26 protein-coding genes and 1 tRNA gene are annotated in these 26,664 nt (G+C 66.7%); 19 read left to right on the plus strand and 8 right to left on the minus strand.

From position 1 onward, the window contains the following. Positions 1-19 precede the first annotated feature (19 nt). Positions 20-451 (plus strand): MaoC/PaaZ C-terminal domain-containing protein, encoded by a 432-nt coding sequence (locus U5914_RS00940; RefSeq protein ID WP_336133502.1) that lies wholly within the window; start codon positions 20-22, stop codon positions 449-451. 849 nt (positions 452-1,300) lie between these two features. On the opposite strand, the gene U5914_RS00945 is transcribed toward U5914_RS00940, so the two are convergent. Beyond that, a complete protein-coding gene (locus U5914_RS00945; RefSeq protein WP_336133503.1) occupies positions 1,301-1,720 on the minus strand; it encodes an ester cyclase in 420 nt (139 codons plus the stop codon). A 281-nt stretch (positions 1,721-2,001) separates the two neighbouring features. Here U5914_RS00945 and U5914_RS00950 point away from each other — a divergent pair, with 281 nt between their 5' ends. Both U5914_RS00950 and U5914_RS00955 read left to right on the plus strand, forming a co-directional pair. Beyond that, the gene (locus U5914_RS00950) at positions 2,002-3,186 is read left to right on the plus strand and encodes a thiolase domain-containing protein (RefSeq protein WP_336133504.1); all 1,185 of its coding nucleotides are present in this window, start codon (positions 2,002-2,004) and stop codon (positions 3,184-3,186) included. Further along, complete coding sequence (locus U5914_RS00955) at positions 3,180-4,562, plus strand: zinc ribbon domain-containing protein (RefSeq protein WP_418766735.1); 1,383 nt, start codon at positions 3,180-3,182, stop codon at positions 4,560-4,562. Before U5914_RS00950 ends, U5914_RS00955 begins: the two co-directional genes overlap by 7 nt. On the opposite strand, the gene U5914_RS00960 is transcribed toward U5914_RS00955, so the two are convergent. After that, entirely contained in the window at positions 4,559-5,110 is a 552-nt protein-coding gene (locus U5914_RS00960; RefSeq protein ID WP_336133506.1) for a hypothetical protein, read from the minus strand. The two genes, U5914_RS00955 and U5914_RS00960, sit on opposite strands and share 4 nt — an antisense overlap. A 102-nt stretch (positions 5,111-5,212) precedes the next feature. Between U5914_RS00960 and U5914_RS00965 the strand changes: the two genes are divergently transcribed. The 8 genes from U5914_RS00965 to U5914_RS01000 all read left to right on the plus strand — a co-directional run bounded on the left by U5914_RS00965 (position 5,213) and on the right by U5914_RS01000 (position 13,192). Then, positions 5,213-5,689, plus strand: a complete 477-nt coding sequence (locus U5914_RS00965; protein WP_336133507.1) for a YbaK/EbsC family protein — start codon at positions 5,213-5,215, stop codon at positions 5,687-5,689. A 98-nt stretch (positions 5,690-5,787) separates the two neighbouring features. Beyond that, the gene (locus U5914_RS00970; RefSeq protein WP_336133508.1) at positions 5,788-6,759 is read left to right on the plus strand and encodes a metal ABC transporter solute-binding protein, Zn/Mn family; all 972 of its coding nucleotides are present in this window, start codon (positions 5,788-5,790) and stop codon (positions 6,757-6,759) included. Positions 6,760-6,836: 77 nt separating this feature from the next. Next, a complete protein-coding gene (locus U5914_RS00975; protein WP_418766736.1) occupies positions 6,837-7,577 on the plus strand; it encodes a metal ABC transporter ATP-binding protein in 741 nt (246 codons plus the stop codon). Next, positions 7,577-8,632 (plus strand): metal ABC transporter permease, encoded by a 1,056-nt coding sequence (locus U5914_RS00980; RefSeq protein WP_336133510.1) that lies wholly within the window; start codon positions 7,577-7,579, stop codon positions 8,630-8,632. Before U5914_RS00975 ends, U5914_RS00980 begins: the two co-directional genes overlap by 1 nt. A gap of 81 nt (positions 8,633-8,713) precedes the next feature. Further along, on the plus strand, positions 8,714-10,807 hold the full coding sequence (locus U5914_RS00985; protein WP_336133511.1) for an acetate--CoA ligase family protein: 2,094 nt from the start codon (positions 8,714-8,716) through the stop codon (positions 10,805-10,807). Then, positions 10,804-11,862 (plus strand): phosphotransacetylase family protein, encoded by a 1,059-nt coding sequence (locus U5914_RS00990; protein WP_336133513.1) that lies wholly within the window; start codon positions 10,804-10,806, stop codon positions 11,860-11,862. The genes U5914_RS00985 and U5914_RS00990 overlap by 4 nt, the downstream gene beginning before the upstream one ends. Before the next feature lie 57 nt (positions 11,863-11,919). Then, complete coding sequence (locus tag U5914_RS00995) at positions 11,920-12,630, plus strand: class I SAM-dependent methyltransferase (RefSeq protein ID WP_336133515.1); 711 nt, start codon at positions 11,920-11,922, stop codon at positions 12,628-12,630. A gap of 82 nt (positions 12,631-12,712) precedes the next feature. After that, a complete protein-coding gene (locus tag U5914_RS01000; RefSeq protein ID WP_336133517.1) occupies positions 12,713-13,192 on the plus strand; it encodes a hypothetical protein in 480 nt (159 codons plus the stop codon). Positions 13,193-13,481: 289 nt separating this feature from the next. Here U5914_RS01000 and trxA read toward each other — a convergent pair whose 3' ends face one another. Next, positions 13,482-13,871 carry a thioredoxin gene (gene trxA / locus U5914_RS01005; RefSeq protein ID WP_336133519.1) on the minus strand — a complete coding sequence of 130 codons (390 nt, stop codon included), beginning with the start codon at positions 13,869-13,871 and terminating at the stop codon, positions 13,482-13,484. 211 nt (positions 13,872-14,082) lie between these two features. Here trxA and U5914_RS01010 point away from each other — a divergent pair, with 211 nt between their 5' ends. Then, positions 14,083-14,376: a PRC-barrel domain-containing protein gene (locus U5914_RS01010; RefSeq protein WP_336133520.1), complete on the plus strand. Its 294-nt coding sequence runs from the start codon at positions 14,083-14,085 to the stop codon at positions 14,374-14,376. Here the strand turns inward: U5914_RS01010 and U5914_RS01015 are convergent. Further along, entirely contained in the window at positions 14,373-15,833 is a 1,461-nt protein-coding gene (locus tag U5914_RS01015; RefSeq protein ID WP_336133522.1) for a DHH family phosphoesterase, read from the minus strand. The two genes, U5914_RS01010 and U5914_RS01015, sit on opposite strands and share 4 nt — an antisense overlap. A gap of 123 nt (positions 15,834-15,956) precedes the next feature. Here U5914_RS01015 and U5914_RS01020 point away from each other — a divergent pair. Next, a tRNA-Lys gene (locus tag U5914_RS01020) sits at positions 15,957-16,030 on the plus strand. A 223-nt stretch (positions 16,031-16,253) separates the two neighbouring features. On the opposite strand, the gene U5914_RS01025 is transcribed toward U5914_RS01020, so the two are convergent. The 3 genes from U5914_RS01025 to hisC are packed head-to-tail and all read right to left on the minus strand — an operon-like array spanning position 16,254 to position 18,450. Further along, the gene (locus U5914_RS01025) at positions 16,254-16,883 is read right to left on the minus strand and encodes a CDP-alcohol phosphatidyltransferase family protein (RefSeq protein ID WP_336133523.1); all 630 of its coding nucleotides are present in this window, start codon (positions 16,881-16,883) and stop codon (positions 16,254-16,256) included. Then, complete coding sequence (locus tag U5914_RS01030; RefSeq protein WP_336133525.1) at positions 16,880-17,386, minus strand: adenylate kinase family protein; 507 nt, start codon at positions 17,384-17,386, stop codon at positions 16,880-16,882. Before U5914_RS01030 ends, U5914_RS01025 begins: the two co-directional genes overlap by 4 nt. Further along, entirely contained in the window at positions 17,383-18,450 is a 1,068-nt protein-coding gene (gene hisC, locus U5914_RS01035; RefSeq protein WP_336133526.1) for a histidinol-phosphate transaminase, read from the minus strand. The genes U5914_RS01030 and hisC overlap by 4 nt, the downstream gene beginning before the upstream one ends. A gap of 90 nt (positions 18,451-18,540) precedes the next feature. Between hisC and U5914_RS01040 the strand changes: the two genes are divergently transcribed. The 5 genes from U5914_RS01040 to U5914_RS01060 all read left to right on the plus strand — a co-directional run bounded on the left by U5914_RS01040 (position 18,541) and on the right by U5914_RS01060 (position 25,299). Then, the gene (locus U5914_RS01040; protein ID WP_336133527.1) at positions 18,541-20,019 is read left to right on the plus strand and encodes an NADH-ubiquinone oxidoreductase-F iron-sulfur binding region domain-containing protein; all 1,479 of its coding nucleotides are present in this window, start codon (positions 18,541-18,543) and stop codon (positions 20,017-20,019) included. Further along, positions 20,016-23,216, plus strand: a complete 3,201-nt coding sequence (fdhF, locus tag U5914_RS01045; RefSeq protein ID WP_336133528.1) for a formate dehydrogenase subunit alpha — start codon at positions 20,016-20,018, stop codon at positions 23,214-23,216. The genes U5914_RS01040 and fdhF overlap by 4 nt, the downstream gene beginning before the upstream one ends. A gap of 48 nt (positions 23,217-23,264) precedes the next feature. Next, complete coding sequence (locus U5914_RS01050; RefSeq protein ID WP_336133529.1) at positions 23,265-23,882, plus strand: molybdenum cofactor guanylyltransferase; 618 nt, start codon at positions 23,265-23,267, stop codon at positions 23,880-23,882. Between the two features lie 33 nt (positions 23,883-23,915). Further along, a complete protein-coding gene (locus tag U5914_RS01055) occupies positions 23,916-24,617 on the plus strand; it encodes an SDR family NAD(P)-dependent oxidoreductase (protein WP_336133530.1) in 702 nt (233 codons plus the stop codon). Positions 24,618-24,813: 196 nt separating this feature from the next. After that, positions 24,814-25,299 carry a DUF6789 family protein gene (locus tag U5914_RS01060; protein ID WP_336133531.1) on the plus strand — a complete coding sequence of 162 codons (486 nt, stop codon included), beginning with the start codon at positions 24,814-24,816 and terminating at the stop codon, positions 25,297-25,299. A 67-nt stretch (positions 25,300-25,366) separates the two neighbouring features. Here U5914_RS01060 and yqeC read toward each other — a convergent pair whose 3' ends face one another. Further along, positions 25,367-26,089 carry a selenium cofactor biosynthesis protein YqeC gene (gene yqeC / locus U5914_RS01065; RefSeq protein WP_336133532.1) on the minus strand — a complete coding sequence of 241 codons (723 nt, stop codon included), beginning with the start codon at positions 26,087-26,089 and terminating at the stop codon, positions 25,367-25,369. A 99-nt stretch (positions 26,090-26,188) separates the two neighbouring features. Here yqeC and U5914_RS01070 point away from each other — a divergent pair, with 99 nt between their 5' ends. Next, positions 26,189-26,656 carry a transporter gene (locus U5914_RS01070; protein WP_336133533.1) on the plus strand — a complete coding sequence of 156 codons (468 nt, stop codon included), beginning with the start codon at positions 26,189-26,191 and terminating at the stop codon, positions 26,654-26,656. Positions 26,657-26,664 lie beyond the last annotated feature (8 nt).

Genomic DNA, 26,664 nt, shown 5'->3' on the forward strand with positions numbered 1-26,664 from the left:
GAAGTCCTCACCCCGCACCATGAGTCACCGCACGTTCGAGGACCTGACCGTCGGCGAGATAATCGACTGCGGGACGACTACGGTAACACAGGAGGACGTCCTCGACTTCGCCGGAGAGTTCGACCCCCTCGACATCCACGTCGACCCGGAGGCGGCCGCCGACTCCCCCTTCGGCGGCCTCATCGCCAGCGGCATCCACACCTTCGCGCTGACCCAGCCACTGGTCGTCGAGGCCTTTTACGGCGACTCCGACCTCGTCGCCGCCAGACACATCGAGGACCTCCGACTGCCCGCGCCCGTCCGTCCGGGCGATACTCTCCACGTCGAACTGGAGGTTCTTGAAAAAAGCGTCACCGAGAGTGGCAAGGGACTGGTGGCGACGCGACGGACCGCGACGGTGGACGGCGAGACGGTCTTCGACATGCGCAACGAGACCGTCTGGTCGCGGTGAGACAGCGGACTACCGTCAGGACGACTACTTCGAGACGATCTGATTTCGGGCAACCAGACCAGCACCAACCGATGAATAGAAAATGAATTTTAGTTGAAATTGATTATATTTGATATTTTCCAGCAACCGTGCTGAATACATGGCGCGTATTTCATGTGGAGTCCACTCAGACTCAGACAGTTCGAATCGGTCGATATAGAGTGTGTATCAATCGCCATTAGAACGAATACAGTTCTATCCGAACCGGGGAACACATCGAATTAGTTTTTGGGAGAGGCAACTGTACTCTCTACAGGTATGTCCTCCGAGAAGACGTGTCCCGATTGCGAGGAACCACTAGAACGGATGGAACTACAAGGAACCGACGCCGTTGGCGAACTCTCTATTGTCTCACCGTCGACGGACGACGGATTTCTGAGTAGTATCCGAGCGGATGAGATCCTGACGCCAGTTCCATACGTTTGCCCCGAGTGCCGACGAACTCTCCTGTATGCCGAGAAGTAGCCGATATATTAGTCACCTGTATTCAGCAGAGCGTTCTCAACATAGCCCTGTTCTGACAGTATCGTCAGCGGTCAACACGCACGTCTATTGGCCGGCCATTTCATCGGGAGACTTGTGAAACAAACCCGATTGTCGTGATGCATACAGCCTCTGTATTCAGCACCGTGGTATACTCAGAAATCTGGTAGGTCTCCTGGGTCGTGCCGAATAGACGGCACGAATACAGCGTGCAATCTTCCCTGAGGTGGTGGACAATATAATCGCTCAGTATAGGGGGCTTAGGGAACAAGATGTCGGGGGAACTGTGACCGATCGCAGCGAAGAGAGGGTGGTGGAGAAAAGCAGCTATTCGTCGGGGAGGCCCAGTTGACCGAGGAAATCTTGCTGATCGAAGTAGGTACGTTCCTCTTTGAGAAGCCCGTCTTCGACGACGAACTTCGCCATATCCTGAACGTCGAACGTCTCCTGGGTCGGGGGGATTCCATCGAACTCTCCGTCGTGTGTGCCCGAGAGGGTACTCTCGGCCATCACCAAGTGGTCGCCACTCAGCATCTCGTGGACGGTGATCTGGAAGTCCGAGAATCCCTTAACAACCGCATCAGCATATGCCTTGACGTTTTCCCGGCCTTCGATGGTGCCCGCAGTTGGTGACGTGAACGTGAACGATTCGGCGACAACGTCATCCAGTTCCGATAACTCCCGCTCGTTCCAGATGCGAACGTACTCGGTGACGAGCCGTTCAGCCTCTGTTGTAGTTGTTGCCATGGGTGCCACCCCGTATCAGAGTATGTGGTGGAGTGACAAGGAGTTTACTCCCGTTAGTGGCTTGAGAATAATCGCCGATCGATAAGAAGGCTCGTTCGCACGGCTGATTCATGGCAGACTGGTTGGAACTAATGGAATCGGATTGCTGTCTCCATCCTCTATATTCAGCACTACAATCGTATCAACTGCGACGTATTTCGATTTGACTAAAATAAACGCGACCGGTAAACACCACTGCCGTTGTCGTCGCGTTTATACTTCGACATGGCGACCCACCGAGTATGCGAGATGCCTACGTCGTCGGAGCGGGCCAATCGAAGTACGGCTCCTTCCCCGACGAGAGCTATCGGTCGCTGTTCGGGACGGCGGTCGAGAACACGCTGGATAGCGTCGACGACGGCGCGGACGTCGACGAGATAGACGAGGCCTACGTCGGCACCCTCGGCGTCGGCGGCCGACAACTCGGCCTGCCGGGCCCCGCCGTCACCGAACACGTCGGCCTCCACGGCGTCCCCGTCACGCGGGTCGAAAACGCCTGTGCCGCGTCGGGGTACGCCATCCGACAGGCCGTCATGGCGGTCCGTTCGGGCATGGCCGACGTCGTGCTGGCGGGCGGCGTCGAGGTGATGACCGACCTCTCCGGCGACGCCGTCCGCTACTGGCTCGGGGTCTCCGGCGAAACCGAGTGGGAGCGGATGTCCGGCACCACTTTCGCCGGCGTCTACGCGCAGATGGCCTCCGCGCACATGCGCGAACACGGGACCACGAAGGAACAACTCTCCCACGTCGCCGTCAAGAACCACGAGAACGGCTCGAAGAACCCGAAGGCCCACCTCGGATTCAGTTGCACCCTCGAAGACGCCGTCAGCGCGCCGGACGTCGCCGAACCCCTGAACCTCTATCACTGCTGTCCGACCACCGACGGCGCCGCGACCGCGCTCATCGTCAGCGAGGACGTCGTCGAGGAGTACACCGACGAACCCGTCCGCGTGGCCGGCGTCGGCGCCGCCTCCGACCGCGTCGGCCTCTTCCAGCGGGACACCTACAACTCCGTGCCCGCCGCGAAGCAGGCCGGCGACGAGGCCTACGAGGAAGCCGGCGTGAGCCCCGAGGACCTCGATTTCGCCGAAGTTCACGACTGCTTTGCCATCGCGGAACTGATGGCCTACGAGGACCTCGGCTTCTGCGAACGCGGCGAGGCCGGCCCCTACATCGAATCGGGCGCGACCCGGCCGGACGGCGAGTTGCCCGTCAACACCTCCGGCGGCCTGAAATCGAAGGGCCACCCCATCGGCGCGACGGGCGCCGGGCAGGTCGTCGAGGCCTTCGACCAACTGACGGGCCGGGCCGGCGAGCGGCAACTCGACGACCCGCAGGTCGGACTGACCCACAACGTCGGCGGTTCCGGCGGTGCGGCCGTCGTCCACGTCTTTGAGAAGGAAGACGTCGAGGAGGTGGAATCATGAGCCGCGGCATCGTCGCAGTCGGTGCGTACGCACCCGAGAACCGCGTCCCAGCCGAAGCTTTCGAGGAGGCGTGGGGCAGTTTCGACGCGCCGGGCGTCGAGACGAAGGCCGTCCCCGACGGCGACGAGGACGCCCTGACGATGGGCGTGCAGGCCGCCCGGCGGGCGCTGTCGGCCGGCGACGCCGACGGCGATGCCATCGACCGTCTCGCCTTCGCGACGACGAACCCGCCGCTGGCCGAGGAAGACCAGACGCCGCGGCTGGGTTCGTACCTCGGCGTCCCGGATTCGGCGAGTCGCCGAACACACACCGGCAGCACCCGCGCCGGCATCGACGCCCTCTTCGGCGCGCTCGATTCTGACGACACGGCCCTCGTCGTCGTGTCCGACTGCCCCGAGGGCGAACCGGACGACAGCCGCGAACACGCCGCAGGTGCCGGCGCCGTCGCCTTCGTCGTCGGCGATGACGCTCCGGCGACCGTCGCCGACCGCGCGACCGAAAGCGAGGTTCGGCCCGGAACCCGCTTCCGCGGTCACGGCGAGGGCGACGTGGCGGGCCTCGACACCGGCACCTACGGGCGGGCGGCGTTCCGCGAACCCATCGAGGCCGCCGTCGACGCGCTCTCGGTCGAGGCCGACACGGACGCCGTGGCGGTACAGGCGCCGAACGGTAAACTCCCATACCGGACGAGCCTCGACAACGAGGCCATCGCGGCCGTCGAGACGGTCTCCGAACTGGGCGACACCGCGGCCGCGAGCGTCCCGCTGTCGCTCGCCACGGCGTTCACCGAGGGTTACGACCGGACGCTGGCCGTCGGGTGGGGCTCCGGGGCCGGGGCGACGGCCTTCGTCGTCGAGGGCGTCGCGCCCGTCGAGACCGAACTGGAGGGCGGCCGCGAACTCGATTATCCCGCCTACCTCCGCCGGCGCGGCGACATCGTCGGCGAGAAACCCGACGGCGGCGCCGCCCACGTCTCGGTGCCGACGTGGCAGCGAAGCGTCGCCCAGCGCCATCGCCACGAAGCGGGGCGCTGTCCCGAATGCGGCGCCGTCGCGTTCCCACCGGGTGGTGCCTGTCCCGACTGCCGGTCGCTCGTGGAGTTCGAACCAGTCGTTCCTGAACTGACGGGCACCGTCGACGCCGCGACGACCATCGGTCAGGGCGGCGCACCGCCGGAGTTCGCCGAACAGCAGGCCCAGCAGGGGGCCTTCGGCGCGGCTATCGTCCGCTTTGCGGCCGGTGACGGCGAGGTGTCCCTGCCGATGCAGGCCACCGAGAGCGTCGACGTCGGCGACACCGTTCGCGCGGTGCCACGACGCGTCTACGTCGAGGAGGGCGTTCCGCGATACGGGCTGAAGGCGCTCCCGCAGGATTAGTCGTCGTCGGTCGATTTCGGCGTCGCCGTCTCGGTCGGTGCGCTGGCGCTGACGCTTTTGCTGGCGGAACTGGACCCCGAGGTCTGCCCGCTCTGGTCGACCCGGATGGAGCCCGGTTTGCCACCCTCGAACTCGAAGGTCGCCACGTACTCGATTTCGACGATGCAGGTGCTACACATCTCGTTTTCGCCCGCGTCGTCGATGCTTTCGACCTCCACGTAGAGGGTATCTTCCTCGGCGACGTACTCCCCGCGAACGAGTTCCGCGGTGTAACAGGAGTTGTTGCCGTCGAGGACGCCCTCGACGGTGACCACGCCGTCCTCGGTGGTCACGTCGTGGCTTCCGAAGTCGTTGCCGCACTCAACCCGTTCGACCTCGAAGGACTGGTCGACGAGTCGGGGACTGTCGGCCGTCGATTCGCCATCGGACGGCTCCTCGGTATCGGTTCCGTCGGGGTTCGAATCGCCGATACTGTTACCGCGGAGACAGCCAGCCACACCGGTCGTCGTCGCGGCCGCCGCGGCCGCGAGGAGAGCACGTCGCTTCATGTTCCACCCTTTCACGGCGCATATAAAAGGGGTGCCGGAGGTTCAAACGGACCTTTGACATACGGCGAGGGATTCTTGACCCGGCGGGTTCACCACGCTCGCATGCATCCACGCGCCGAGGAGTTCAGCGAACGCGCCGCCGACGAGTACGACTTCGACGTCGAAGTCCACGAGTTTCCGGAAGGGACCAAGACCGCCGCCGACGCCGCCGAGGCCATCGGCTGTGACGTCGCCCAGATCGCCAGCGGCATCGTCCTGTCGGTGGGCGACGAACTCGTCGTCGTCATCACCAGCGGCGCCAACCGCGTCAGCGAAGCCAAACTCGCCGACCTGCTCGACGTCGACGAAAGCGAGGTCTCGATGGCCGACGCCGGCGATATAAAGGAGACGCTGGGGTGGTCCATCGGCGGCGTCCCGCCCTTCTGCCACGACGCCGACGTGCCGAGGTTCATGGACGAGACGCTGACCGACTTCGAGGAGGTCTGGGCCGCCGCCGGAACCCCGGAAGCCGTCTTCCCCATCGCCCCCGAGACACTCCAGGAACTCTCCGGAGCGGCGGTCGTCGACGTCGCGGATTGAGTCGAATCTAGTAACTGGCCCCCGATATGCAGCCAAGATTATTAAATAAATTCCATTAGATAATAACTCTTTTACTCGGAGGAGGCCTATCGGTGTGTATGTCACGGACACGTCGGTCGGTGTTGCGGAGTGGAGTCGGGGTACTCGCCGCGAGTGCCATCGCTGGCTGTCTGGATACGTCCACGCAGGGCGACGAGGGCGTCGGGTCGGGGTATGCCGCCTTCTTCACGCTCCACGAGTGGGCCGAGGCCGTCAGCGGCGACCTCGCGACGTTCGAGGACCCCGTCGACGTGGGGCAGATGGGCCACGGCTGGGAGCCGACCGGCAACATCACCGCCGACATCGCGGCGACGGACGCCTTCGTCTATCTCGACTCCCCGGAGTTCGGGTGGGCACAGGACGTCGCCGCGACGCTGGAGGCCGACTACGAGACCGTCGCCGTCATAGACGCGTTGGCCGACCTCGACGACCGCCTTCTCAGGGGCGACCACCAGAACGACGAGGCACATACCGAGGACGACCACGGCGAAGGGGCCTTCGACCCACACGTCTGGACGGACCCCGCCCTCGCCAAGGCGATGGTCGCCAACATCGCCGACGGCCTCGCGGCGGCCGACCCCGACAACGAGGCGACCTATCGCGAGAACGCCGACAGCTACCGGTCGAAACTGGACGACCTCGACGCGGCCTTCGAGACGATGGTCGACGAGGTCGACCGCGAAACCGCCGTCCTCGCCGGCCACAACTCCTTTCAGTATCTCGAAGCCCGCTACGGCTTCGAGTTGCACACGCCGGTCGCCATCTCGCCGAAGGCCCAACCCAGCCAGTCCGACATCGCCGACACCATCGCGTTCGTCGACGACAACGGCATCGACGTGGTCCTCTACGACCGCTTCGAGTCGCCGAACCTCGCCGAAACCATCGTCGAGAACAGCGACGCCGAGGCGACCCGAGCGGTCAGTCCCGCCGCGGGGACCACTCCGGAGTGGAACGGCGACGGCTGGGGCTACATCGACCAGATGGAGCGACTGAACCTGCCCGCCTTCCGGGCCGCACTGGGGGCCGAGTAACGATGTCGAAGGCCAACCGACCATCTGCGGAAGTAGAAAACATAAATCCGAGCGGCACCGACGCCGATACACCCACCGTGCCCCCCGCCGTCTCCGTCGAGAACGTCACGTTCGCCTACGGCGACCAGCCGGCCGTAGAGGACGTCTCCCTCACCGTCGAGCAGGGCGATTTCCTCGGACTGGTCGGCCCGAACGGCTCCGGGAAGACGACGCTTTTGCATCTGATGCTCGGCTTGCATTCGCCGGACGAAGGCACAATCGAACTCTTCGGCGAACCCGTCGAGACGTTCGAGGCCGGCGAGCGCATCGGCTACGTCTCCCAGCAGGCCACCGAGAAGGGCTCGACGATGCCGGTCACCGTCCGCGAGGTCGTGACGATGGGCCGCTTTGCCCACGCCGGCCACGGCCGCCTCACCGAACCCGACCGGACGGCCGTCGAGGAGGCCCTCGAAACGGTCGGCATCACGGACCTCGCCGACCGCCGCATCAACCAGCTGTCGGGCGGCCAGCGCCAGCGGGCCTACATCGCCCGGGCGCTGGCCTCCGAGGCCGACCTGCTCGCGCTCGACGAGCCGACCGTCGGCGTCGACGCCGAGTCCCGGGACGCCTTCTATCACCTGCTGGACTCGCTGAACGACGACGGCATCACGGTCATCCTCATCGAACACGACATCGGCGTCGTCACCGACCGCGCCGACCACATCGCCTGCATCAACCGCGAACTCTACCACCACGGCGACACCGAGTCGTTCGTCGAAAGCGACGCCCTCGCGGAGGCCTACGGCTCCTCGGGGCAGGTCCTCCATCACCACCACTAATGGCCGGCGAAAGACCCGAATCCGACGGCGCGTCGGCCGCGACCGGGCTCCGCCCCAGTAGACGCACCATCGAACACGCCGGTATCGCTGTAACCGCGCTTCTGGCCGTGGTCATGCTCGGCTTCATCGCCCTCTACTGGCTGCGGGGATTCCCCGTTGCAAGCGACCTTTATGGACAATACCGCGCCTTCGGCCGTCTCATGGACGCTACCCTCGGAACCAACGTCTTCCGGCATCCGTTCATGTGGCAGTCGATGGCGACGGGCGTCTTCGTCGGCATCGTTGCGCCGCTCGTCGGCACCTACCTCGTCCACCGCGAGATGGCCCTCATCGGCGAGACGCTGGCCCATACCGCCTTCGCCGGCGTCGCCGTCGGCTTCCTCGTCGGCGGCGTCACCGGCTGGAACGCGCCCATCCTGCTGTCGGCACTCGTCGTCGCCGTCCTCGGCGCCCTCGCCGTCCAGTGGCTCGCCGAACACACCGACACTTACGGCGACGTACCCATCGCCATCATGCTCACCGGGAGTTTCGCCGTCGGCACCCTCCTCATCAGCTACGGCCGCGGCTTCACTGGCATCAACATCGAGAGCTACCTCTTCGGGAGCCTCGCGGTCGTCACCGTCGAGGGCGCCCGCCTGATGGCCGTCCTCAGCGTCATCGTCGTGGCCGTCGTCGCCGCGACCTACAAGCAGATGCTCTTCATCACCTTCGACGAGCAGGCCGCCCGGGTCGCCCGCCTCAACGTCACCTGGTACAACACCCTGCTCATCGTGCTGACCGCCGTGGTCGTCGTCGGCGCGATGCAGGTCCTCGGCATCATCCTCGTCGCCGCCATGCTCGTCATCCCCGTCGCGACCGCGACCCAACTGGCCCGGAGCTTCCGGGAGACGCTGTATCTCGCCATCATCTTCGGCCAACTGGCCATCATCGGCGGCTTCGCGGTCTCCATCCAGCAGGGGCTGCCCTCCGGCGGCTCCATCGTCGTCGTCGCCATCGCCATCTACCTGCTAGCCATCGCCGTCTCCGGCCGGTCGAACGCGCTCGCGACGCACTGACCCACCAGTGGCGACGGTCCGGTTCCGTACCCCCTGAATCTCGACCGACCTATTTAAGCGAGCCAACCGAACTACCTACCGATGAGCGAACTCGCGGGGCTGTTCGCCCCACAGTGTGTCGCCGTCGTCGGTGCGACCGAGCGTGAGGGGTCGGTCGGCCGGGCGGTCGTCCGGAACCTGCTGGCGGACTTCGAGGGCGAGGTCGTGCCCGTCAACCCGCGGTTCGACCGACTGTTCGACCGCGAGTGCCACGACAGCGTCGCGGGGACAGGGGCCGACCTCGCCGTCGTGGCGGTGCCGGCCGAGGCCGTCCCCGGCGTGGTCGAACAGGCGAGCGAGGCCAGCATCGAGAACGTCGTCGTCATCTCCGCGGGGTTCGGCGAGGCCGGTCCCGAGGGGACCGACCGCGAGGAGCGACTGGTCGATATCGCCGAGGAGTACGACCTGAACCTCGTCGGGCCGAACTCCATTGGCGTCATCTCGACGCCGTCGGGGCTGAACGCCACTTTCAGCCCCCGGAACGCCCTCGACGGCTCGATATCCTTCATGAGCCAGTCCGGCGCCTACATCACGGCCGTCCTCGACTGGGCGGCCGACCGGAACCTCGGGTTCAAGGACATCGTCTCGCTGGGCAACAAGGCCGTCCTCGACGAATCCGACTTCGTGGCGGCGTGGGGCGACGACCCCGAAACCGACGTCGTGTTGGGCTATCTCGAAGGGATTCGGGACGGCCGACGCTTCATGGAGGTCGCCCGCGAGGTGACCGCCGAGACGCCCGTGCTGGCCGTCAAATCCGGGCGGACGGAGGCCGGCGCGACGGCCGCGGCCTCACATACGGGTGCCATCGCGGGCAGCGAGGCGGCCTACGACGCCGGTCTCGACCAGTCGGGCGTCATCCGCGTCGACACCGGCGAGGAACTCTTCGAGTTCGGCCAGATGCTGGCCGGCCAACCGCTCCCCGAGGGCGAAGGCGTCGCCGTCGTCACCAACGCCGGCGGCCCGGGCGTGATGGCGACCGACGCCATCGGCGACGCCGAGGCCGAACTGGCCCCCCTCGGTGAGTCGACCCGCGAGCGACTCGACGACGTGCTCCCCGCGGCGGCAAGCCGCCGCAATCCGGTCGACGTCATCGGGGACGCCGATGCCGACCGCTTCGGTGCTGCGCTGGAGGTAGTACTCGACGACCCGAACGTCGGTGCGGCCGTCGTCATCGCCTGCCCGACGGCGACGCTGGCCTTCGAATCGCTGGCGGACACGCTCGCGGCGGTCACCGGCGACTACGACCTCCCGGTCGCGGCCTGTCTGATGGGCGGCGAATCGACCGAGGCGGCCGCCGCGACCCTCGCCGACGTCGGCCTCCCGAGCTATTTCGACCCCGCCCGCGCCGTCCGGAGCCTCGACGTCCTCTTCGAGTATCGCGAGATACGCGACCGGACCTACGAGGCCCCACGGACCTTCGACGTCGACCGCGAGGCGGCCCGCGAGATACTGGCGACGGTACGGGACCGCTCGGACAACAGACTCGGCGTCGAGGCGATGGACCTGCTGGAGGCCTACGGGATTCCGACGCCCGAGGGCCGCATCGTCGACTCGCCGCGGGCGGCCCGCGAGACCGCCGAAGCCATCGACGGCGACGTGGTGATGAAGATCGTCTCGCCCGACATCCTCCACAAGACCGACGTCGGCGGCGTCGAGGTCGGCGTCGCCGACGAGGACGTCGCGGACATCTACGAGACGCTCGTCACTCGCGCGCGCAACTACCAGCAGGACGCCCGCATCCTCGGCGTGCAGGTACAGGAGATGGTCGACCTCGGTGCGGGCGTCGAGACCATCGTCGGCGCGAACCGCGACCCGCAGTTCGGCCCGCTGCTCCTCTTCGGCCTCGGCGGGGTCTTCGTCGAGGTCTTCGAGGACACCGCGACCCGCGTCGCGCCGGTCTCTGAACGGGAGGCCGCCGGCATGATAGACGCCATCGACTCGGCGCCGCTGCTCCGCGGCGCTCGGGGCCGAACCCCCGTCGACGAGGCCGCCGTCGTCGAGACGATAGGGCGACTCTCGCAACTGGTAACCGACTTCCCCGCCATCGTCGAACTGGACATCAACCCGCTCGTGGCGACTCCCGACGGCGTCGCCGCGGTAGACCTCCGTCTCACCGTCGACCCCGAAACACTATGACGATACTCGTCACCTCGACCGACCGGAGTACAGGCAAGACCGCCGTCGCGCTCGCCTTGGCGAAGGCCGCCGAGGCCCGCGGCGAGGACGTCGGCTACATGAAACCCATCGGCACTCGGCTCCGGTCGGCGGTCGGCAAGACCATCGACGAGGACCCGCTGCTCGCTCGCGAGATACTCGGCCTCGACGCCGAGACCCACGAGATGGAGCCCGTCGTCTACTCGCCGACCTTCGTTCAGGAGGTCGTCCGCGGCCACGAGGATGTCGACGCGCTCCGGGAGAGCATCGAATCCGGCTTCGACGACCTCGCGGCCGACCACGACCGCATGGTCCTCGAGGGCGGCGGCTCGCTCGCGACGGGTGGCGTCATCGAAGCGACCGACGCGGACCTCGCGGAACTGCTCGATGCGACCGTAGTCCTCGTCGCTCGCTACGAGGAACCGGGCGACATCGACGACGTCCTCGCGGCGGCCGAGACGCTCGGAGACCGCCTCGGCGGCGTCCTCTTCAACGCCGTCCCCGACGCCGCGTTCGACGACCTCGCCAGTGATGTCGTCCCGTTCCTCGAAAGCCGGGGCATCCGCGTCTACGGGACGATTCCCTACCAGCCGGACCTCGCGGGCGTTTCGGTGGCCGACCTCGCGGACGAACTCGGTGCCGAGATACTCACGGAGCGCGCGTCGACAGACGCGCTCGTCCAGCGGTTCGTCGTCGGTGCGATGACCGCCAACGAGGCCCTCAAGGGCCTCCGGCGGGTCCGCGATGCCGCCCTCGTCACCGGCGGGGACCGCACCGACATCCAGACGACCGCACTGGAGGCCTCCGGCGTCAAATGCCTCCTCCTGACCGGCGGCATCCGCCCGCCTGAGGCCGCACTCGGCCGCGCCGAATCCGAGGGCATACCGGTCCTGCTCGTCCGTACCGACACCAAGACGACCATCGACCGCGCCGAGACGGTCATCAGCTCCGGCCGGACCCGCGACGCCGACACCGTCGACCGGATGAGCGAGTTGCTCGGCGACTACGCGGACATCGACGCGATGCTCGGCGAGTAGTGTTGGTTGGTGCCGTGTCACAATAAGACACATTCTTCTGCTGGTCCTACCCCGGATATGGACGACGCCTTCGGACGGATGGTGTTGGACTACTACCACGACGCATACGACGGCAGCGGCCGCTACCGGAGCCACACGGGCGAGACCCGCGACGGCCATCCGGAGTGGTATTTCAGCGAGTCGTTCCCCGACGAGACGGAGGCGGCCCTAGAGCGGGTTCGTGCCGTCGACGGCCGTGTCGTCGACGCCGGCTGCGGCGCCGGCTCCCACGCCCTCGCTCTCCAGCGGTCGGGGGTCGACGTCCTCGCGACCGACGTCAGCGAGGGCGCGCTCCGAGCGGCCCGCGGGCGTGGCGTCGGCCGACTCGCGCGGGCGGACCTGCGGTCGCTGCCGGCCCGCGCCGACTGCGTCCTCCTCGCGGGCACGCAGTTCGGAATCGGAGGGACCGTCGAGGCCTTTCGGGAGACCCTCGACGCGCTCGCCGCCACGACGACGCCCGACGCCCGCCTCGTCGGCGACCTCAAGGACCCCTTCGTCGTCGCCGAGACACACGTCGCGGGCAAGGAGGAACTTCGCGAGTTCGACCGGGAAGCCGGCATCGGCTACCGCCGGATGCGGACGGAGTACCGCGATTTAAGAGGCCCGTGGCTCGATTTGTTATGTCTCACTTCAGAAGCCGCCCGGGAAGCCGTCGCGCCGACGGCGTGGTCGGTAAGCGAGGTCATCGAGGGCGACGGGGCGCGGTACTTTCTGGTGTTGGACCGATGAGGGGCGGCTCCGGAGGCGTTGGCTCTCGGGGGTCGCCGGACGGCCGTGTATTTGAATTGACAGCGGAAGCAGATTCCACGATATGAGCCATCCGACGACCGTGTGGCACGCCCTCTGGAACGCGCTTCGGTCGCTCTATCGGGACCTCCGACGAATCGTCGCTTCGAGTACCGAACACGGCGGGCAGGCGCTGGTCGTCGACGCGAGTCGCGAGGCGGTGACTGCGGCGCTGGGTCGCCGGTACTTCGGCCCGAACTGGCAGTTCTCCTACCACGAGCGGGGCGAGGACCTGAACCTCGCACGGGTAGTACACGAACCCCGAGAGGTTCACGGCCACGAATACGTCTGGTGGCAGACCCACGTTCGCGGCTGGGTACAGGACGACGGCTCGGTCCGTCTCCGACCACACTACGAACTCGAACCCACCGAGTACGACCAGGACCACCTCGAAGGCATCGGGCTGGACGTGACCCGGGGCGTCGAGCGCCTCGGCGACTCGCTCGACGCGGACGGACTCCGCTACGAGCGGTACGAGGACCTCCCTGCCGGCGGCGAACGCTGACGCCGGGGCGTCGCGAAAGTGCCGAGCGAACCGCGAAAGCGCCGCTTGGGGACAGCAGCCACAGAATTATGACCCTGCCAGCCATACTGGTGTGTGGAGTCCATCGGACTCCGTAGTGTCACACGGGGGGTCACTCCCCCATCTGTCTGTGGGGCGGCGGCAGGTTTTCCGCGAGTATTCGGACGGCTTCCGGTTCCATCAGTTCAGACTCCGGCAGCGTCCGCTGCGGTTCCCGCTTCGAGTGCCGTATTCGGTCCGAGAAAGCGTCGCGTAGGTGTCGGTACCCGATTCAGGCGTGGGCTTCGATCTTCTGGACGAGCGTCGGCTTGTCCTGCACGCCGACCATTCGGTCCGCGGTTTCGCCGTCGACGAACAGGTACAGCGTCGGGACGCCCTGGACCTGGTACTCCTGGGCGAGGCTCTGGAGGGCGTCGATGTCCACCTTGGCGACGGCGGCGTCGGTCTCGGCGGCGATCTCCTCGACGGTCGGTTCGAGCATCTTGCAGGGACCACACCAGTCGGCATAGAAGTCCACGAGGACGACGTGGTTGTCCTCAAGTACCTCCTCGAGGTGGGCACCGCTGTCGATGTGGACCGGCTCGTCGGGCGTGCCGGCGCGGGCCATCAACTCTTCTTTCTTCTGCTCGCGAATGTCGTCGATGTCCTCTGCGTCGCTCATGGGTCCGTGTAGTGGACAATCGACGTTAACTCCTTCGGGCAGGTGCACGGCGTGCACACAGCGAAGCCGTCCGGAACCGCCGACGGCGTCCCGGTGACGGGCCGAAGTGAGGTCCGAGCCCGGTCGACCGACGGCTCCGGCGGTCGGCAGCGACGCCCGGCCGGCGTGCGCTACCGGCAACAGTTAAGGGCCGGCCACCCCACCGCCCGCTATGGAGCCGGAGTCCGTCCCTCAAGAGATTACCACGCTCGTGGGCCGTGAGGTGTACTCGAACAACGGCGTCTTCGTCGGCGAAGTCGAGGACATCCAACTCGACGTCGACCAGGAACTCGTCACCGGCCTCGCCTTGGGCGAGGTCAACCGCGAGTTGTTCGACGCACGCGTCAGCAAATCGAACGGCGTCATTATCCCCTACCGGTGGGTCCGCGCCGTCGGCGATATCGTCCTCGTCAACGACATCGTCGAGCGGCTACGACAACCGGACGAAGAAGAGGCGCCCGCCTAACTCCCGTTCGAACTCTCGCCGCCGCTGCTGCCGCCTTCCACGCCGAGTGCCTCGAACAGTTTCGACCGAACCGCTTCCTCGGTCAACTGCAACAGCGTCTCGCGGTTGTCGCCCGTTATCTCCAGTCCCGTGAAGATGCCGAGCGGAATCTCCGCGGAGGCGTCCGTCGAGTGGCCGACGACCTCGCCGATTTCGTCGAAGGCCTCCTGCAGGACGTTGCCGATGTTCATCCGGATGTCCTTCGACCGGGCCGCGAGGTAGATGGTGTCGTCGGCGATGGCGAAAACCGCCGAAGTCGTGATGCCCTCCAGATTCAGGAGGTGTTGGGCGGCCTGCGAGAGGGCGTCCCGGTCGCGGATGAATCCCGCGTTCGAGACGAGATGGCTGCCCTTGACCTCGCGGTTCCGGATGGCTTCGGCGAGGACGTCCAGCGTTTCGGGGCTCATCGACGGCGATTCGACCTGTTCGAGCGTGTCGTGGTTGGCGAACGGATACAGGTACGCCGCCGCGGTCAAATCGGCGGGCGTCGTATCGCGCTTGAAATCCAGCGTCTCCGCCCGAATCCCGTAGAGCAGCGCCGTAGCGACCTCCTCCGAGAGGCTGAGGTCGAACTCCTGGATGTACTTCGTCAGGATAGTCGAGGTAGAGGAGACGTTCGGCCGGATGTCGGTGAACTCCGCGTTGTACTCGACCTCGGATTCGAAGTGGTCGATGAAGATGTCGACATCGCGGTCAACGACCGGTTCGGAGGCCTTCGCGCAGTCGACCAGCGCGATGGTGTCGTAACCGGCGAGGTCGGCCTCCGAAAACGGCGTCAGTTCGATACCGAGCAGGTTGACGAACGCTCGATTCTCCTGATGACCGATTTCGCCGCGATAGAGGATGTCGGCCTCGACATCGTAGGCCTCGGCGATGGCCTTCAGCGCGACCGCCGAGGCGATGGAGTCCGGTCCCGGCGACCGGTGGGCAAGAATCGCGAGTTGATCGGCCCCGTCGAGGACGTCCGCCAGTTGGGCGGCCTTGTATTCGAGTTCGCCCTGTTCGAGCGCGCGCAGCGCCGAATCCGCGATGACCGCCGAGGGGTTGATGACGACGTCGGCGCCCGCCTCGGAGAGTTCGTCGGCGGTGACGGGGTCCGAGGCGCGGACGATGATGAACTGTTCTTCGCCGCGCGCGCGGATGTTCTCGAGGGCCTTCTTGTTGGCCTCGACGTTCGGCGAGAGGATGAGAACGACGTCGCGGTCGGCGACCGCCTCGGCGACCGTCTCCTCGGCGATGTCGGCGGTCCGTGCGTCGAGGTCCTGGTCCCGAAGCGCCTCGACGCGGCCCTCGTCGCGGTCGAGGATGAGGACGTCCTTCTCCTCGGCGACGAGTTCCTCGGCGACGGCGTGGCCGACGCTGCCACAACCGAGAATGGCGTACGTCGACATCGAGGCCATCGAGATGGCGCTGCTCATGGTAGCCGTGCCGAGGGCCGCAGCGTACTTAATAGGACCGTACTCTCCGAACCGTGCGACGACGTCCCGATGGGCCTCCGGAACGCAACCTATTTGAATGAACCGTGGGTATCATGAATCGCAGGGCCGATAGCTCAGTCAGGGAGAGCGACGGCCTCTTAAGCCGTCGGTCGAGGGTTCAAATCCCTCTCGGCCCGCTTTTCCGAGGAGCAATCCACCGCGGAGCGTGAGCACCAGCGAGCGCTCCGCGGTTTTTACGCGACGAGGAAAGCGGCAGAGGGATTTGAATCAGGGAGGAGCTTTGCTCCGACCGTGGTTCAAATCCCTCTCGGCCCGCCTTTTTGAAGAACGAACTGCGAGCAACGCTGAGCGTTACCGATAATATAGCGTGCGAATCCTCGGACAATATAAAAGTGGGATTCAGTCCAAAGCGGCCATCGAGTAGTAGAACCGCTGGAGCGCGGTGAAGTGGCCGACGACGGCGAAGAAGACGAGGAGCCAGCCGGCGAGCGTGAGACCGTAGATCGAGCTGGTATAGAAGCCGGCGACGAGCGTGACGATGCCGATGATGGCGAGGCGGTCGGCGCGGCCGACGAGGCCGCCGTAGACGCGGTCAAGGCCGACCGCCTGTGCCTGCGTGCCGAGATAGGAGGTCATCAGCACGCCAGTGATGGCGAGCAGACCGAGCAGGTACTGGGTCGTCCCGGCGGCGAGGCCGGCGATGATGACGATGTCGGCGTAGCGGTCGAGTACGTGGTCCAGTAGGTCGCCGGCTTTCGAGGCGACGCCCTGTCGGCGGGCGAGCGCGCCGTCCAGCAGGTCCATCCAGCCGTTCAGGAGGACGAAGGCGGCGCCGGCCGCATACAGGAGCGGCGTCGGTTCGATGGGACCGAGGCCATGGCCGGTCAGGGCATAGGAGCCACCAGCGAGGACGGCGAAGCCGAAGGCGATGATGCTGACGCCGTTCGGGGTGAGACCGACCCGGTCGGCGGCGGTGACGAAGGGTTCGAGCAGTCGGTCGGCGACGTGACGGAACTTATCGAGCGTCATAGGTAATCGAGGAAGTCGACCGCTCCGGCGGATGGCTCGCGCTCGCCCGCGATGACCGCCTCGATGGCCTCGGCGACGGCCGCCGGCGAGCGGTCGGTGGTGTCGACCTCGTAGACGTTCTCGATGCCGTGGGCGTTGACGGCCTCCGAGAGGATGACGTCGAGCGCCTCTGCCTCGGCGTTCTCGGCGGCCTTGGCGCCGTCCTCGCCGCGGTCGAGGAGGCGCTCGCGCAACTGGCGGGGATGACAGCGCAACACGACCACCCGGTCGGCATCGAGGTGGTGGGCGAGGTGGGACTCGATGAGGACGTCATCGCGGTCGGCGAGGCGCTCCTGAAGGGCGTCGATGTCGGCGATGAGGCTGCCGCGTTCGGGGTCCTCGCCCTCGTCGAGGCCCTCCTCGCGGATGAGGTCGTTGAGGTGGACGATATCGAGGTCCGTCTCGACGTGCTCGGTGGCGGTGGTCTTGCCCGTGCCGGGGGTGCCGGTGACGACGACTCTCATAGGAGGTCGTTCAGCACCTCCACGGCGCGTTCGGTCTCGTCTCGGGTACCGCAGGTGACCCGGACGCACTCCGGCAAGCCGAAGGAGGTCGTGTCACGGACGATGACACCTTCCTTCTGGGCCGCTTCGGCGACCGCGCTGCCGTCGCCGACCTCACACAGCACGAAGTTGCCTGCGCTTTCCCAGGTGTGGCAATCGAGGTTGTCGTACATGTACTCGCGGGCCCACTTGGTGGCCTGTACGGTCTGTTCGACGTGGCTGTCGTCGCCGAGGGCAGCGAGGCCGGCCCGGCAGGCGATTTCGGAGGCCGCAAAGGGCGTGTTCACACGGGCGTAGGCGTCGGCCCACTCCCCGGGAACGATGGCGTAGCCGAGGCGGACGCCGGCGAGGCCGTAGGCCTTCGAGAACGTCCGGAGGACGGCCACGTCGTCGCGTTCCTCGACCAGCGCGATTGCCGAGGGCGAATCGGAGAACTCGCCGTAGGCCTCGTCGACGACGACGAGGGTTTCCTCGTCGGTTCTCTCGGCGATTTCCTCGACGGCCGACAGCGACACCTCGCTGCCCGTCGGATTGTGGGGGCTGGTGAGATAGACGATACGCTCGCCGTCGTAGTGCGGGAGGACCGTGTCGGCCGTCTGGGCGAAGTCCTCAGCCTTTCGGACCGGGTACTCGTTGACCTCGCCGTGGTGGTAGCGAGCGCTCATCCCGTAGTAGGCGAAGCCGGGATTGGGGACGAGCACTTCGTCGTCCGGTTCGAGCATCGCGCGGGCGAGGTAGTCGAGGGCGCCGTCGCCGCCGTTAGCGAGCCATATCTGGGATCTCGTGACGGCCCACTGCTCGGCCAGTCGCTCTCTGAGGTCCGTCGCCGAAGATTTCGGATAGGTGTGTACCATCGGCGCGTAATCGCGAATCGCCGCTGCCGCCTGCGGGGAGGGACCGAAGGAGTTCTCGTTCGAGGAGAGTTTCACCAGGTCGTCGGCATCGAGGCCGAGTTCGCGAGCGACCTCCTCGACCCCTCGGCCCGCCTCGTAGGCGATATGCGACGAGAGGTCCCGTGGTTCCATACACGAACGTCTGGGCGCCGTATCTTAAGTAGGCGTCCATCTCCCGTGTCCCGACAACGTTTTTGAGTTAATCCTCCCACGGTATACGAGATGAACGACAGCCCCGGCACGCCGACCGTCAGGGTCGCGGTCGGCGACACAGTGGGACGGGACGCCGACGTACTCGCCGCCGCCCGAGAGGCGGCCGACCGGACGCGCGTGCTCGAAACCGGACCCACCGGCGCGCCCGGCGGCCCGCACTGCTATGCGACCGTCGATGGCCGGACGGCCCGCTACGGCGCGGTCACGGAGACGACCATAAAGCGCATCGTTTCGGCCTGCGAGGGCGGCCGACTACTGACTGGCGAAGCCGAGGCGGTAGCCGAAGGCGAACGCCCGCCGACTCCTGAGTCGGGCCCACTCGCGGTCGGCACCCCGTGCGTGCTCGACGGCTTCGGCTGGCATCCACCGGATGCGGTTCCGAATCCGGTCGCCCCCGACGTACGCGAGGGGCCCGACGAGGCGCTCGCGACCGTCGAACGGGTCGGCCTCCGGGGCCGCGGCCGTGCCGACGTCGCCACCGACGAACCGCTCGCGGAGTACTGGACCCGAACCCGAGACGCCGACGGCGACCCGGTCCTCGTCGTCCACGCGAACGACGCCGACCCCGAAGCCGACGCGGACCGTCTCTGCGGCGCGTCCGCGCCCGGTCGCGTCTGGGACGCCGCTGAGGCCGTCGCCTCCATCGTCGGCACCGAGGACATCATTGCCTTCGCACCTGCCGAGGACGAACTGCTCGCGGACCGACTCGAAGCCGTCGGCGACTGGCAGGTCGCCCGCGCCGATTCCTCCTTCCGGGTCGGCGAACCGACGATGGCCCTCGAAGCCCTGGAGGGCAACGACCGCATCGAGGCCCGCCGCCGCCCGCCGGGCCCGGAGGAGTGGGGCCTCTACGGCCGGCCCACGCTCGTCCACACGCCGCGGACACTGCTGCAACTCGCGGAACTGTGGCAGAATCCCGACTCATTCGACCCCGAAGCCACGGACCCCGGCACGCGCCTCGTGACGGTCAGCGGGGACATACCGGAACCAGCGACCGTCGAACTGTCGACCGGGGCACCGCTTTCCCGTGCACTCGATGCCGTCGAATCCCCGAAGTCCGCCCGCTACGCCGTCGGCGGGCGCTTCGGCGGCCTGACCCGCAGCCTCGACACTCCCGCGAGCGCCCCCGCAATGGCGAGCGCCGGCCTCGGAACCGAGGGCGCCATCGAGGTGCTGAGCACCGACCGCTGTATCGTCGCGACGGTCGGCGAGCGCGCGGCCTTCGCCCGCGAGGAGAACTGCGGGCGGTGTGTGCCCTGCCGCGAGGGCTCGAAGCAACTCCACGAATCCCTGCGTGCGGTCTACGATGGGGCCTTCGACGCCGGCGACATCGGAGAACTGGCTCGGACGATGCGAACCACGAGCCTCTGTGCGTTCGGCGAGACGGCCGCCCGCCCCGTCAAAACGGCGCTCTCGGAGTTCGAAAGCGAGTTCCGCGCCCACGCCAAGGGCCGGTGTCCCGCCGGCGCCTGCGGAGGGATGCAATGAGCGCCGACGATAGCGATGCGCCGACGCCCGGCGTGCCCGACATCGAGGACCCGCGGCCGTCGACGCCGCTGACCGAGGACTTCCGAACGGGGACCGCCAACGACCCACCGCGACCGGAGAAGGCGGCCTCCGACGACGGCGAACCAGTCTCGCTCACCGTCGACGGTGAAACCGTCGTCGTCCCGGCAGACGCCTCCCTGCTTGATGCCGTCGAGGCAGCCGGCAGCGACGTCGCCGCGCTGTGTCACTACGATAGGGATACCGAGGCCGCCGAGGAAATCGGCCCGCGGTCGACCTGCCGGACCTGTGTCGTCGAAACCGACGATGGCCTCGTGGCCTCCTGCTCGACGCCCGTCGAGGACGGTCTGACGGTTCGGACCGACGCCCCCGACGCGGAGGAGGCCCGAAGCGTCAATCTCGACCTCGTCCTCTCGAATCACAACCTCCGGTGTACCACCTGCGGGAAGAACGGCCGGTGTGAACTGCAGGACACGTCCATCGAGGAGGGCGTCACCCACCCGCGATACGGCGTCCTCGACGACCGAAGCGAGTACGAACCGCTCGATGCGTCCTCGCCCATCCACATCGACCGCAACAAGTGCATCATGTGCAACCGGTGCGTCGAGGCCTGCAACGACGTGCAGGTCGAAGGCGTCCTGCGCGTCGAGGGTACCGGCGAGGACGCCCGCATCGGATTCCAGACCGGCGCGGAGACGATGGCCGATTCGACCTGCGTCACCTGCGGTCATTGTGCGACGGTCTGTCCGACCGGGAGTCTGGTCGAGGAAGGACTGGTCGACGCGACGACGCTGCCGTTCCCCGGATTCACACAGCGTAACTCCGTCGGCGAGGTGCTGGAACGGGACGACCGCGGGACGAAGAGCATCCCCGACAGCGATGCACCCGCTCGCGGTGAGGCCGCCCAATCCGGCGTCGCCGGATTCATGGACCGCGCCAAGCGAACGGCGAAATCCGGCGCGAAAGCGGTCGGCGACCGCGCGATAAAAGCCGGCGAGCACGTCGCCGAGGACGTCGCTGCCGATGTGTTCTCGGAGGGCATCCTCTTCGGTATCGCGAAACGAGTCGGCGACGCCCGGATGAAACAGATGGACGTGACCGAGACGACCTGCGGCTACTGTGCCGTCGGCTGTCGGTTCGACGTCCACTCGAAGGGCGATGACATCCTCGGCGTGCGCGCGACGGACCCCGACGCCGCGCCCGCCAACGACTTCTCGACCTGCGTGAAGGGCAAGTTCGGCTACGGCTTCGTCGACCGTGAGGACCGCCTCGAATCGCCCCAGATACGCGAGGACGGCGAACTGCGCGAAGCCTCGTGGGACGAGGCGCTGGAGCGAATCGCCACCGAGTTGGGCGAGATCCGCGAGGAGGGTGGCCCCGATTCGGTCGCCGCCTTCGCTTCCTCGAAGTGTACCAACGAGGACGACTACCTCCTCCAGAAGTTCGCACGGACGGTGCTGGAGACGCCGAACGTCGACAACTGCGCGCGCCTCTGTCACTCCTCGACGGTCGCCGCCCTCCTGCAGTCGGTCGGCTATGGCGCGATGTCCAACAGCATCGACGACGTGGCCAACGCCGACGCCTACCTGCTCTCGGGGACGAACACCACCGAATCTCACCCCGTGCTGGCGACGAAGATCAAACGCAACGTCCGGGACGGCGCCGACCTCGTCGTCGTCGACCCGCGGAAGGTCGGCGTCGCCGAACACGCCGACCAGTACCTCCGCTCGGAGCCGGGCTATGACGTGGCGTGGATGAACGGGATGGCCCGGTATCTCATCGAAGAGGACCGCTACGACGAGGCGTTCGTCGACGAGCACGTCCACGACTTCGAGGCCCTGCGCGAGAAGGTCGAGCCGTTCACGCCCGAGGAAGTCGAGCGACTCGCGGGCATCGCGCCCGACGGCCTGAAGCGGGCCGCCGAGACCATCGCCGAGGCCGATTCGGTCATCTTCGGGTGGGCGATGGGCCTCACCCAGCACAGCCACGGGACGAACAACGTACTGGCGATGGCGAATCTCGCCCTGCTGACGGGCAACGTCGGCAAGCCCAACGCCGGCCTCTCGCCGTTCCGCGGCCACAACAACGTCCAGGGCGGGGGCGGCGACATGGGTACCCTGCCCAACAAACTCCCGGGCTACGGCGACGTGACCGACCCCGAAACCGTCGACCGCTACGAGGACGTCTGGGGCGTCCGCCCGCCCGAAGAGGTCGGCCTCAAGGTGACGGAGGTCTTCGAGGCCATCCACAACGACGACGTCCGCGGCCTGTTCGTCATGGGCGAGAACCCAGCTATGTCCGAACCCGATATCAGCCACGCCGAGGAGGCCCTCGACGAACTCGATTTCCTCGCCGTCCTCGATATCTTCCCGACCGAGACGACCCAGTACGCCGACGTGGTACTCCCCGCCGCTTCCTTCGCCGAGAAATCGGGCACCTTCACCAACACCGAGCGCCGCGTCCAGAAGGTCAACCCCGCCGTCGACCCGCCGGGCGAGGCCCGCCCGGACTGGCGCGTCGTCCAGCAACTCGCCAATCGGATGGGTGCCGACTGGGATTACGACGACGCGGCCGAAGTCATGGACGAAATATCGCAGGTCGCGCCCATCTACGGCGGCATCAGCCACGACCGCCTCGAACGCGAGGGCGGCATCCAGTGGCCCTGTACCGACGAAGACGATGCCGGCACCCGGTTCCTCTACGAGGACGGCTTCAACTTCGAGGACGGCAAGGCCCGGTTCGTCCCCGCCGACATGGGCGAACCCGGCGAGTTGCCCGACGAGGAGTACCCGCTCACGCTGACGACTGGCCGCGTGCTGTATCACTTCCACACCGGAACGCTGACTCGACGTGTCGACGCGCTCACGGACCACGTCGGCGAGAGTTTCGTCGAGATTCATCCCGAGACAGCCGCCGACCTCGGTATTTCCGACGGGCAGTACGTCCGCGTGGATTCCGCTCGGGGCAGTATCGAGGTGCGCGCACAGGTCACGGACCGCCCCGGCAAGGGCGTCGTCTTCGTCCCCATGCACTTCGCGGATGGAGCGGCCAACGTTCTGACCGGCGAAAACTACGACCCTACGAGCGGCATCCCCGAGTACAAGGTCGCCAGCGTGCGCGTTTCGCCCGTCGAGGGCGTCCGGGAGTCGACGGACGCTACCGCGCGGACCGACGACTGACCGCACCCATCGAGGGTTTATAACCGAACCCGAACCAAGACCCACGCAATGACAGACGGAGCAAGAGCGGGCGTCATCGTCGGCGGCGGGCGGTCGGTCCGGTTCGGTGGCACGGACAAGACCGTCGCCGACCTGAACGGCAAGCCCGTCATCAGGCACACCGCCGAGCGCCTGCTCGAGGCGACCGAGGAACTCGTGGTCAACTGCCGGGCAGACCAGCGGGCGGCCATCGCCGACGCGCTGTCGGACCTCGATGTTGCGTTCGCCATCGACGAGGAACCGGACCGTGGCCCCGTCGCCGGCATCGCGGAGGGGCTCCGGGCCGCCGAAACCGACTACGCCGCCATCGCCGCGGCCGATATGCCGCTTTTGGACCCGAACCTCTACGATTACATCTTCGAGCGCGCCGAGGGGCACGACGCCGCCGTCCCGCGGCCCGGCGACTGGTTCGAACCGCTCCACGCCGTCTACCGGCCCGAGCCGATGGCCGCCGCCTGCGAGGAGGCCCTCGAAGAGGAGGACACGCGCATCATCGAACCCCTGTTCTCGCTGGATTACGATGTCGTCGAGCGGGCCGACCTCGTCGACCACGGCTCGCTGGACAGTTTCGAGAGCGTGGACACGCCCGAGGATTTGGCGTGGGCGACCGAGCAACTGTCCGGGTAGCATTTCTTGACGCTGGCGTTCGATAGCACGTCCATGTCACGAACGGCAGTCATCGCTGGCGTCGGGCCGGGACTGGGAGCATCCATCGCCGAGCGGTTCGCCGAGGAGGGCTGTTCGGTCGCCCTGCTGGCGCGTTCGGAATCGTATCTCGACGACCTCGCCGAACGACTCCGCGAGGAGACGCCGGGCGATGCGGCGGCGATTCCGACCGACCTCGCCGACGGTGCGGACATCGAGGCGGCCTTCTCGGAGGTTCGCGAGCGCTTCGGTCCGGTCGATATCCTCGTCAACCACGCCAGCGCGGCCTCGTGGGACGGCCTGCTGGAGCAAGACCCCGAGGACTTCCGACAGGCGCTGGCGGTCGGCCCAGAAGCGGCCCTCTACTGCTCGCAAGAGGCCGTCTCGGACATGGTCGACGGCGACGAGGGCACCGTTATCTTCACCGGTGCGACGACGTCGGTTCGAGGGCGGGAGGGAGCCGTCGGCTTCAGCGCCGCCAAGTTCGCCTGCCGAGGATTGGCCGAATCGATGGCTCGCGAACTGGGACCGAGGGGCGTCCACGTCGCCCACGTCGTCATCGACGGCGGAATCCTGCCGCCGGGCGACGGGCCCGACGACCCCGAGGAGTACCTCGACCCCGATGCCATCGCCGACAGCTACTGGCATCTCGTCGAACAGGACCGCTCTGCGTGGACGCTCGAACTCGACCTCCGGCCGCACGTCGAGGAGTTCTGAGTTGGCGTCCGACGAGGAATCGTACTCCGTCCGACCGAGACGCTACCGGCCAGTTGCGGCCATCTTTAGCGGACGTATCTCAGCGTCCGTGCTGAAGGGTGGCTGATTATGTCCCGTCTTTGAAACCCAACTTCGTTCATCTGTAGACGTTCTCCGCCTGCAGACATTTATTTCACTGCTTGACGAAGTATATGCTATGGATCCTGTCAAAAGCAGCCTCGGCGGAGGTATCGTCGCCACGATCGCTGTCGTCCTGTTCCTCCTCGGGGCAGACTTCCTTCTTCGCGGCACCTCTCTGTTCGTCTTCGCGACGTTTACCGGCCCGTGCGCAGTTGGTGGCCCTCCGTACTGCGATTTGGGGAGCACGTCGGCACTGTTGTTGACGAGCATCGTGTTCCTGTCGTTGTACGTGGTGGCGTGGCCGCTGCTCTTCGGCGGGTTCACGTGGGGACTGCCCGGTGAGTCGGGACTCACGCATGGCGTGGCGTTCGGCCTGATTCTCTGGTCCGGGTTCGTGGTCGTCGCGTTGTTCACCGTCTGGGAGGGGACCGAATCGCTCTCGACGGAACTCGGCCTCGTTATCGCCATGTTGCTGGCGTATCTCGTCTATGGCGCCGTGCTCGGAGGCGTGTACGATTACCTCGCCGAACACAGGACCTTCATGAGTGGGGAGACGGATTGACATCGGCGGCCGCGATTCTCGTCGGACCGGGAGCGACCGTCTGCCGTCGTGTCGTTTCAACCGGGAATTACGACACCACGTCGACGACCTTTCGCAGGTCCATCCGCCCGAGGACGACCCGGTCGATGCGCGGATGGGCGAGCACCTCGTCGGCGATGTCGCGGGCGGTCGCTTCGAGTTCGTCGTCGTCGACCATGTTCAGGAGCGCGACCACGCGAGCATCGTCGGGAACGCCCTTCAGGCCGCCCTCCTCGTGGGTGAGGACGGTGACGACGTCTTCGGGCTGTATCTCCTCGCCGAGGTCACGGTCCGTAATCGCGGCGACCCGTTCGGGTCGGTGGACGTGTTCCTCGGCGAGGGCTTCGCCGACCGATTTGACGCTGGCGACGGGGACGACCATGCTCGCCGTCTCCGGAATCTGCGGTTCGTCCTCCTTCGGCGCTTTCAGCCAGCGCGTGCGCGCGCCGTCTGCTTTCGTCAGTAGGGGGGCGTCGGTCGCCTCGGCCATCGCGTCGACAGTGGCGTTGTCGTAGCCGAGATACCGCTCCCGGTCGCCATCGCGGCCCGGAACTAACCCGAGCGGCCACTCGTCGTTGTCTTCGAGGACGGAGACGGGGTCATCGGTAATCTCCAGCCGTTCGACGTGGCCATCGAACGGCGGGATGCGGACGGTCGTCGTAACGACTGCACGCTCGCATTCGGCGGCGAGCGCGTACAGCGTCGACTTCTTGCCGCCCGCGCCGACGACTGCGACGATGCCCTCCGGGTCGAAGGCCTCGCGAAGGTTCATGCTGAACCCCTCGAAGCGGTCCGGCAAAACCCCACCGACGGCCCGCGAGAGCCTGCCGCTTCGCTGGTATATAAGACGCCGGCGCCCGGTAACTCGGATATGGTTCTGGATACAGTGATGTATATCGTCCACACCGCCTTCGCGGCGCTGTGGTCCGGGTCGGTGCTGTTCGTCGCCGCGGCGGTCCTGCCGCTGGCGATGGACGGCGACCTCGCGCCGGAAGCCTTCGGCAGTATCGTCTCCAAGCTCCAGTGGGTCACCCGCGGGAGCGCGGCCCTGCTCTTTATCAGCGGCGGCCACCTCGCCGGTACGCTCTACGACGTCGAGAGCCTGACCGGCAGCGGGAACGGACATCTCGTCCTCGCGATGCTGGCGCTGTGGCTCGGTCTCGCCGCGGTCGTCGAGATAGGGAGCGCAAAAGCCCACCGCGGCGTCGACGAGAACAAGATTCGCGAACCCGCACGCGCCGCCCGACCATTCTATCTCGTCGGGGCCGTCTTCGCGGCGGGTCTACTTCTGGTCGCCGGCCTCCTCGGCGTCGGCAGCCGATACGGGCTTCCGTTTTAAATCGAGCC

The sequence above is a fragment of the Natronomonas amylolytica genome (genome assembly GCF_037031205.1).
GTDB classification, from domain to species: Archaea; Halobacteriota; Halobacteria; order Halobacteriales; family Haloarculaceae; genus Natronomonas; species Natronomonas amylolytica.

What these genes read in the sequence shown, in the direction of transcription:
- U5914_RS00940 (WP_336133502.1), top strand. Translation starts at nt 20, where the DNA reads ATGAGTCACCGCACGTTCGAGGACCTGACCGTCGGCGAGATAATCGAC.
- U5914_RS00945 (WP_336133503.1), bottom strand. Translation starts at nt 1,720, where the DNA reads ATGGCAACAACTACAACAGAGGCTGAACGGCTCGTCACCGAGTACGTT.
- U5914_RS00950 (WP_336133504.1), top strand. Translation starts at nt 2,002, where the DNA reads ATGCGAGATGCCTACGTCGTCGGAGCGGGCCAATCGAAGTACGGCTCC.
- U5914_RS00960 (WP_336133506.1), bottom strand. Translation starts at nt 5,110, where the DNA reads ATGAAGCGACGTGCTCTCCTCGCGGCCGCGGCGGCCGCGACGACGACC.
- U5914_RS00965 (WP_336133507.1), top strand. Translation starts at nt 5,213, where the DNA reads ATGCATCCACGCGCCGAGGAGTTCAGCGAACGCGCCGCCGACGAGTAC.
- U5914_RS00970 (WP_336133508.1), top strand. Translation starts at nt 5,788, where the DNA reads ATGTCACGGACACGTCGGTCGGTGTTGCGGAGTGGAGTCGGGGTACTC.
- U5914_RS00980 (WP_336133510.1), top strand. Translation starts at nt 7,577, where the DNA reads ATGGCCGGCGAAAGACCCGAATCCGACGGCGCGTCGGCCGCGACCGGG.
- U5914_RS00985 (WP_336133511.1), top strand. Translation starts at nt 8,714, where the DNA reads ATGAGCGAACTCGCGGGGCTGTTCGCCCCACAGTGTGTCGCCGTCGTC.
- U5914_RS00990 (WP_336133513.1), top strand. Translation starts at nt 10,804, where the DNA reads ATGACGATACTCGTCACCTCGACCGACCGGAGTACAGGCAAGACCGCC.
- U5914_RS00995 (WP_336133515.1), top strand. Translation starts at nt 11,920, where the DNA reads ATGGACGACGCCTTCGGACGGATGGTGTTGGACTACTACCACGACGCA.
- U5914_RS01000 (WP_336133517.1), top strand. Translation starts at nt 12,713, where the DNA reads ATGAGCCATCCGACGACCGTGTGGCACGCCCTCTGGAACGCGCTTCGG.
- trxA (WP_336133519.1), bottom strand. Translation starts at nt 13,871, where the DNA reads ATGAGCGACGCAGAGGACATCGACGACATTCGCGAGCAGAAGAAAGAA.
- U5914_RS01010 (WP_336133520.1), top strand. Translation starts at nt 14,083, where the DNA reads ATGGAGCCGGAGTCCGTCCCTCAAGAGATTACCACGCTCGTGGGCCGT.
- U5914_RS01015 (WP_336133522.1), bottom strand. Translation starts at nt 15,833, where the DNA reads ATGAGCAGCGCCATCTCGATGGCCTCGATGTCGACGTACGCCATTCTC.
- U5914_RS01025 (WP_336133523.1), bottom strand. Translation starts at nt 16,883, where the DNA reads ATGACGCTCGATAAGTTCCGTCACGTCGCCGACCGACTGCTCGAACCC.
- U5914_RS01030 (WP_336133525.1), bottom strand. Translation starts at nt 17,386, where the DNA reads ATGAGAGTCGTCGTCACCGGCACCCCCGGCACGGGCAAGACCACCGCC.
- hisC (WP_336133526.1), bottom strand. Translation starts at nt 18,450, where the DNA reads ATGGAACCACGGGACCTCTCGTCGCATATCGCCTACGAGGCGGGCCGA.
- U5914_RS01040 (WP_336133527.1), top strand. Translation starts at nt 18,541, where the DNA reads ATGAACGACAGCCCCGGCACGCCGACCGTCAGGGTCGCGGTCGGCGAC.
- fdhF (WP_336133528.1), top strand. Translation starts at nt 20,016, where the DNA reads ATGAGCGCCGACGATAGCGATGCGCCGACGCCCGGCGTGCCCGACATC.
- U5914_RS01050 (WP_336133529.1), top strand. Translation starts at nt 23,265, where the DNA reads ATGACAGACGGAGCAAGAGCGGGCGTCATCGTCGGCGGCGGGCGGTCG.
- U5914_RS01055 (WP_336133530.1), top strand. Translation starts at nt 23,916, where the DNA reads ATGTCACGAACGGCAGTCATCGCTGGCGTCGGGCCGGGACTGGGAGCA.
- U5914_RS01060 (WP_336133531.1), top strand. Translation starts at nt 24,814, where the DNA reads ATGGATCCTGTCAAAAGCAGCCTCGGCGGAGGTATCGTCGCCACGATC.
- yqeC (WP_336133532.1), bottom strand. Translation starts at nt 26,089, where the DNA reads ATGAACCTTCGCGAGGCCTTCGACCCGGAGGGCATCGTCGCAGTCGTC.
- U5914_RS01070 (WP_336133533.1), top strand. Translation starts at nt 26,189, where the DNA reads ATGGTTCTGGATACAGTGATGTATATCGTCCACACCGCCTTCGCGGCG.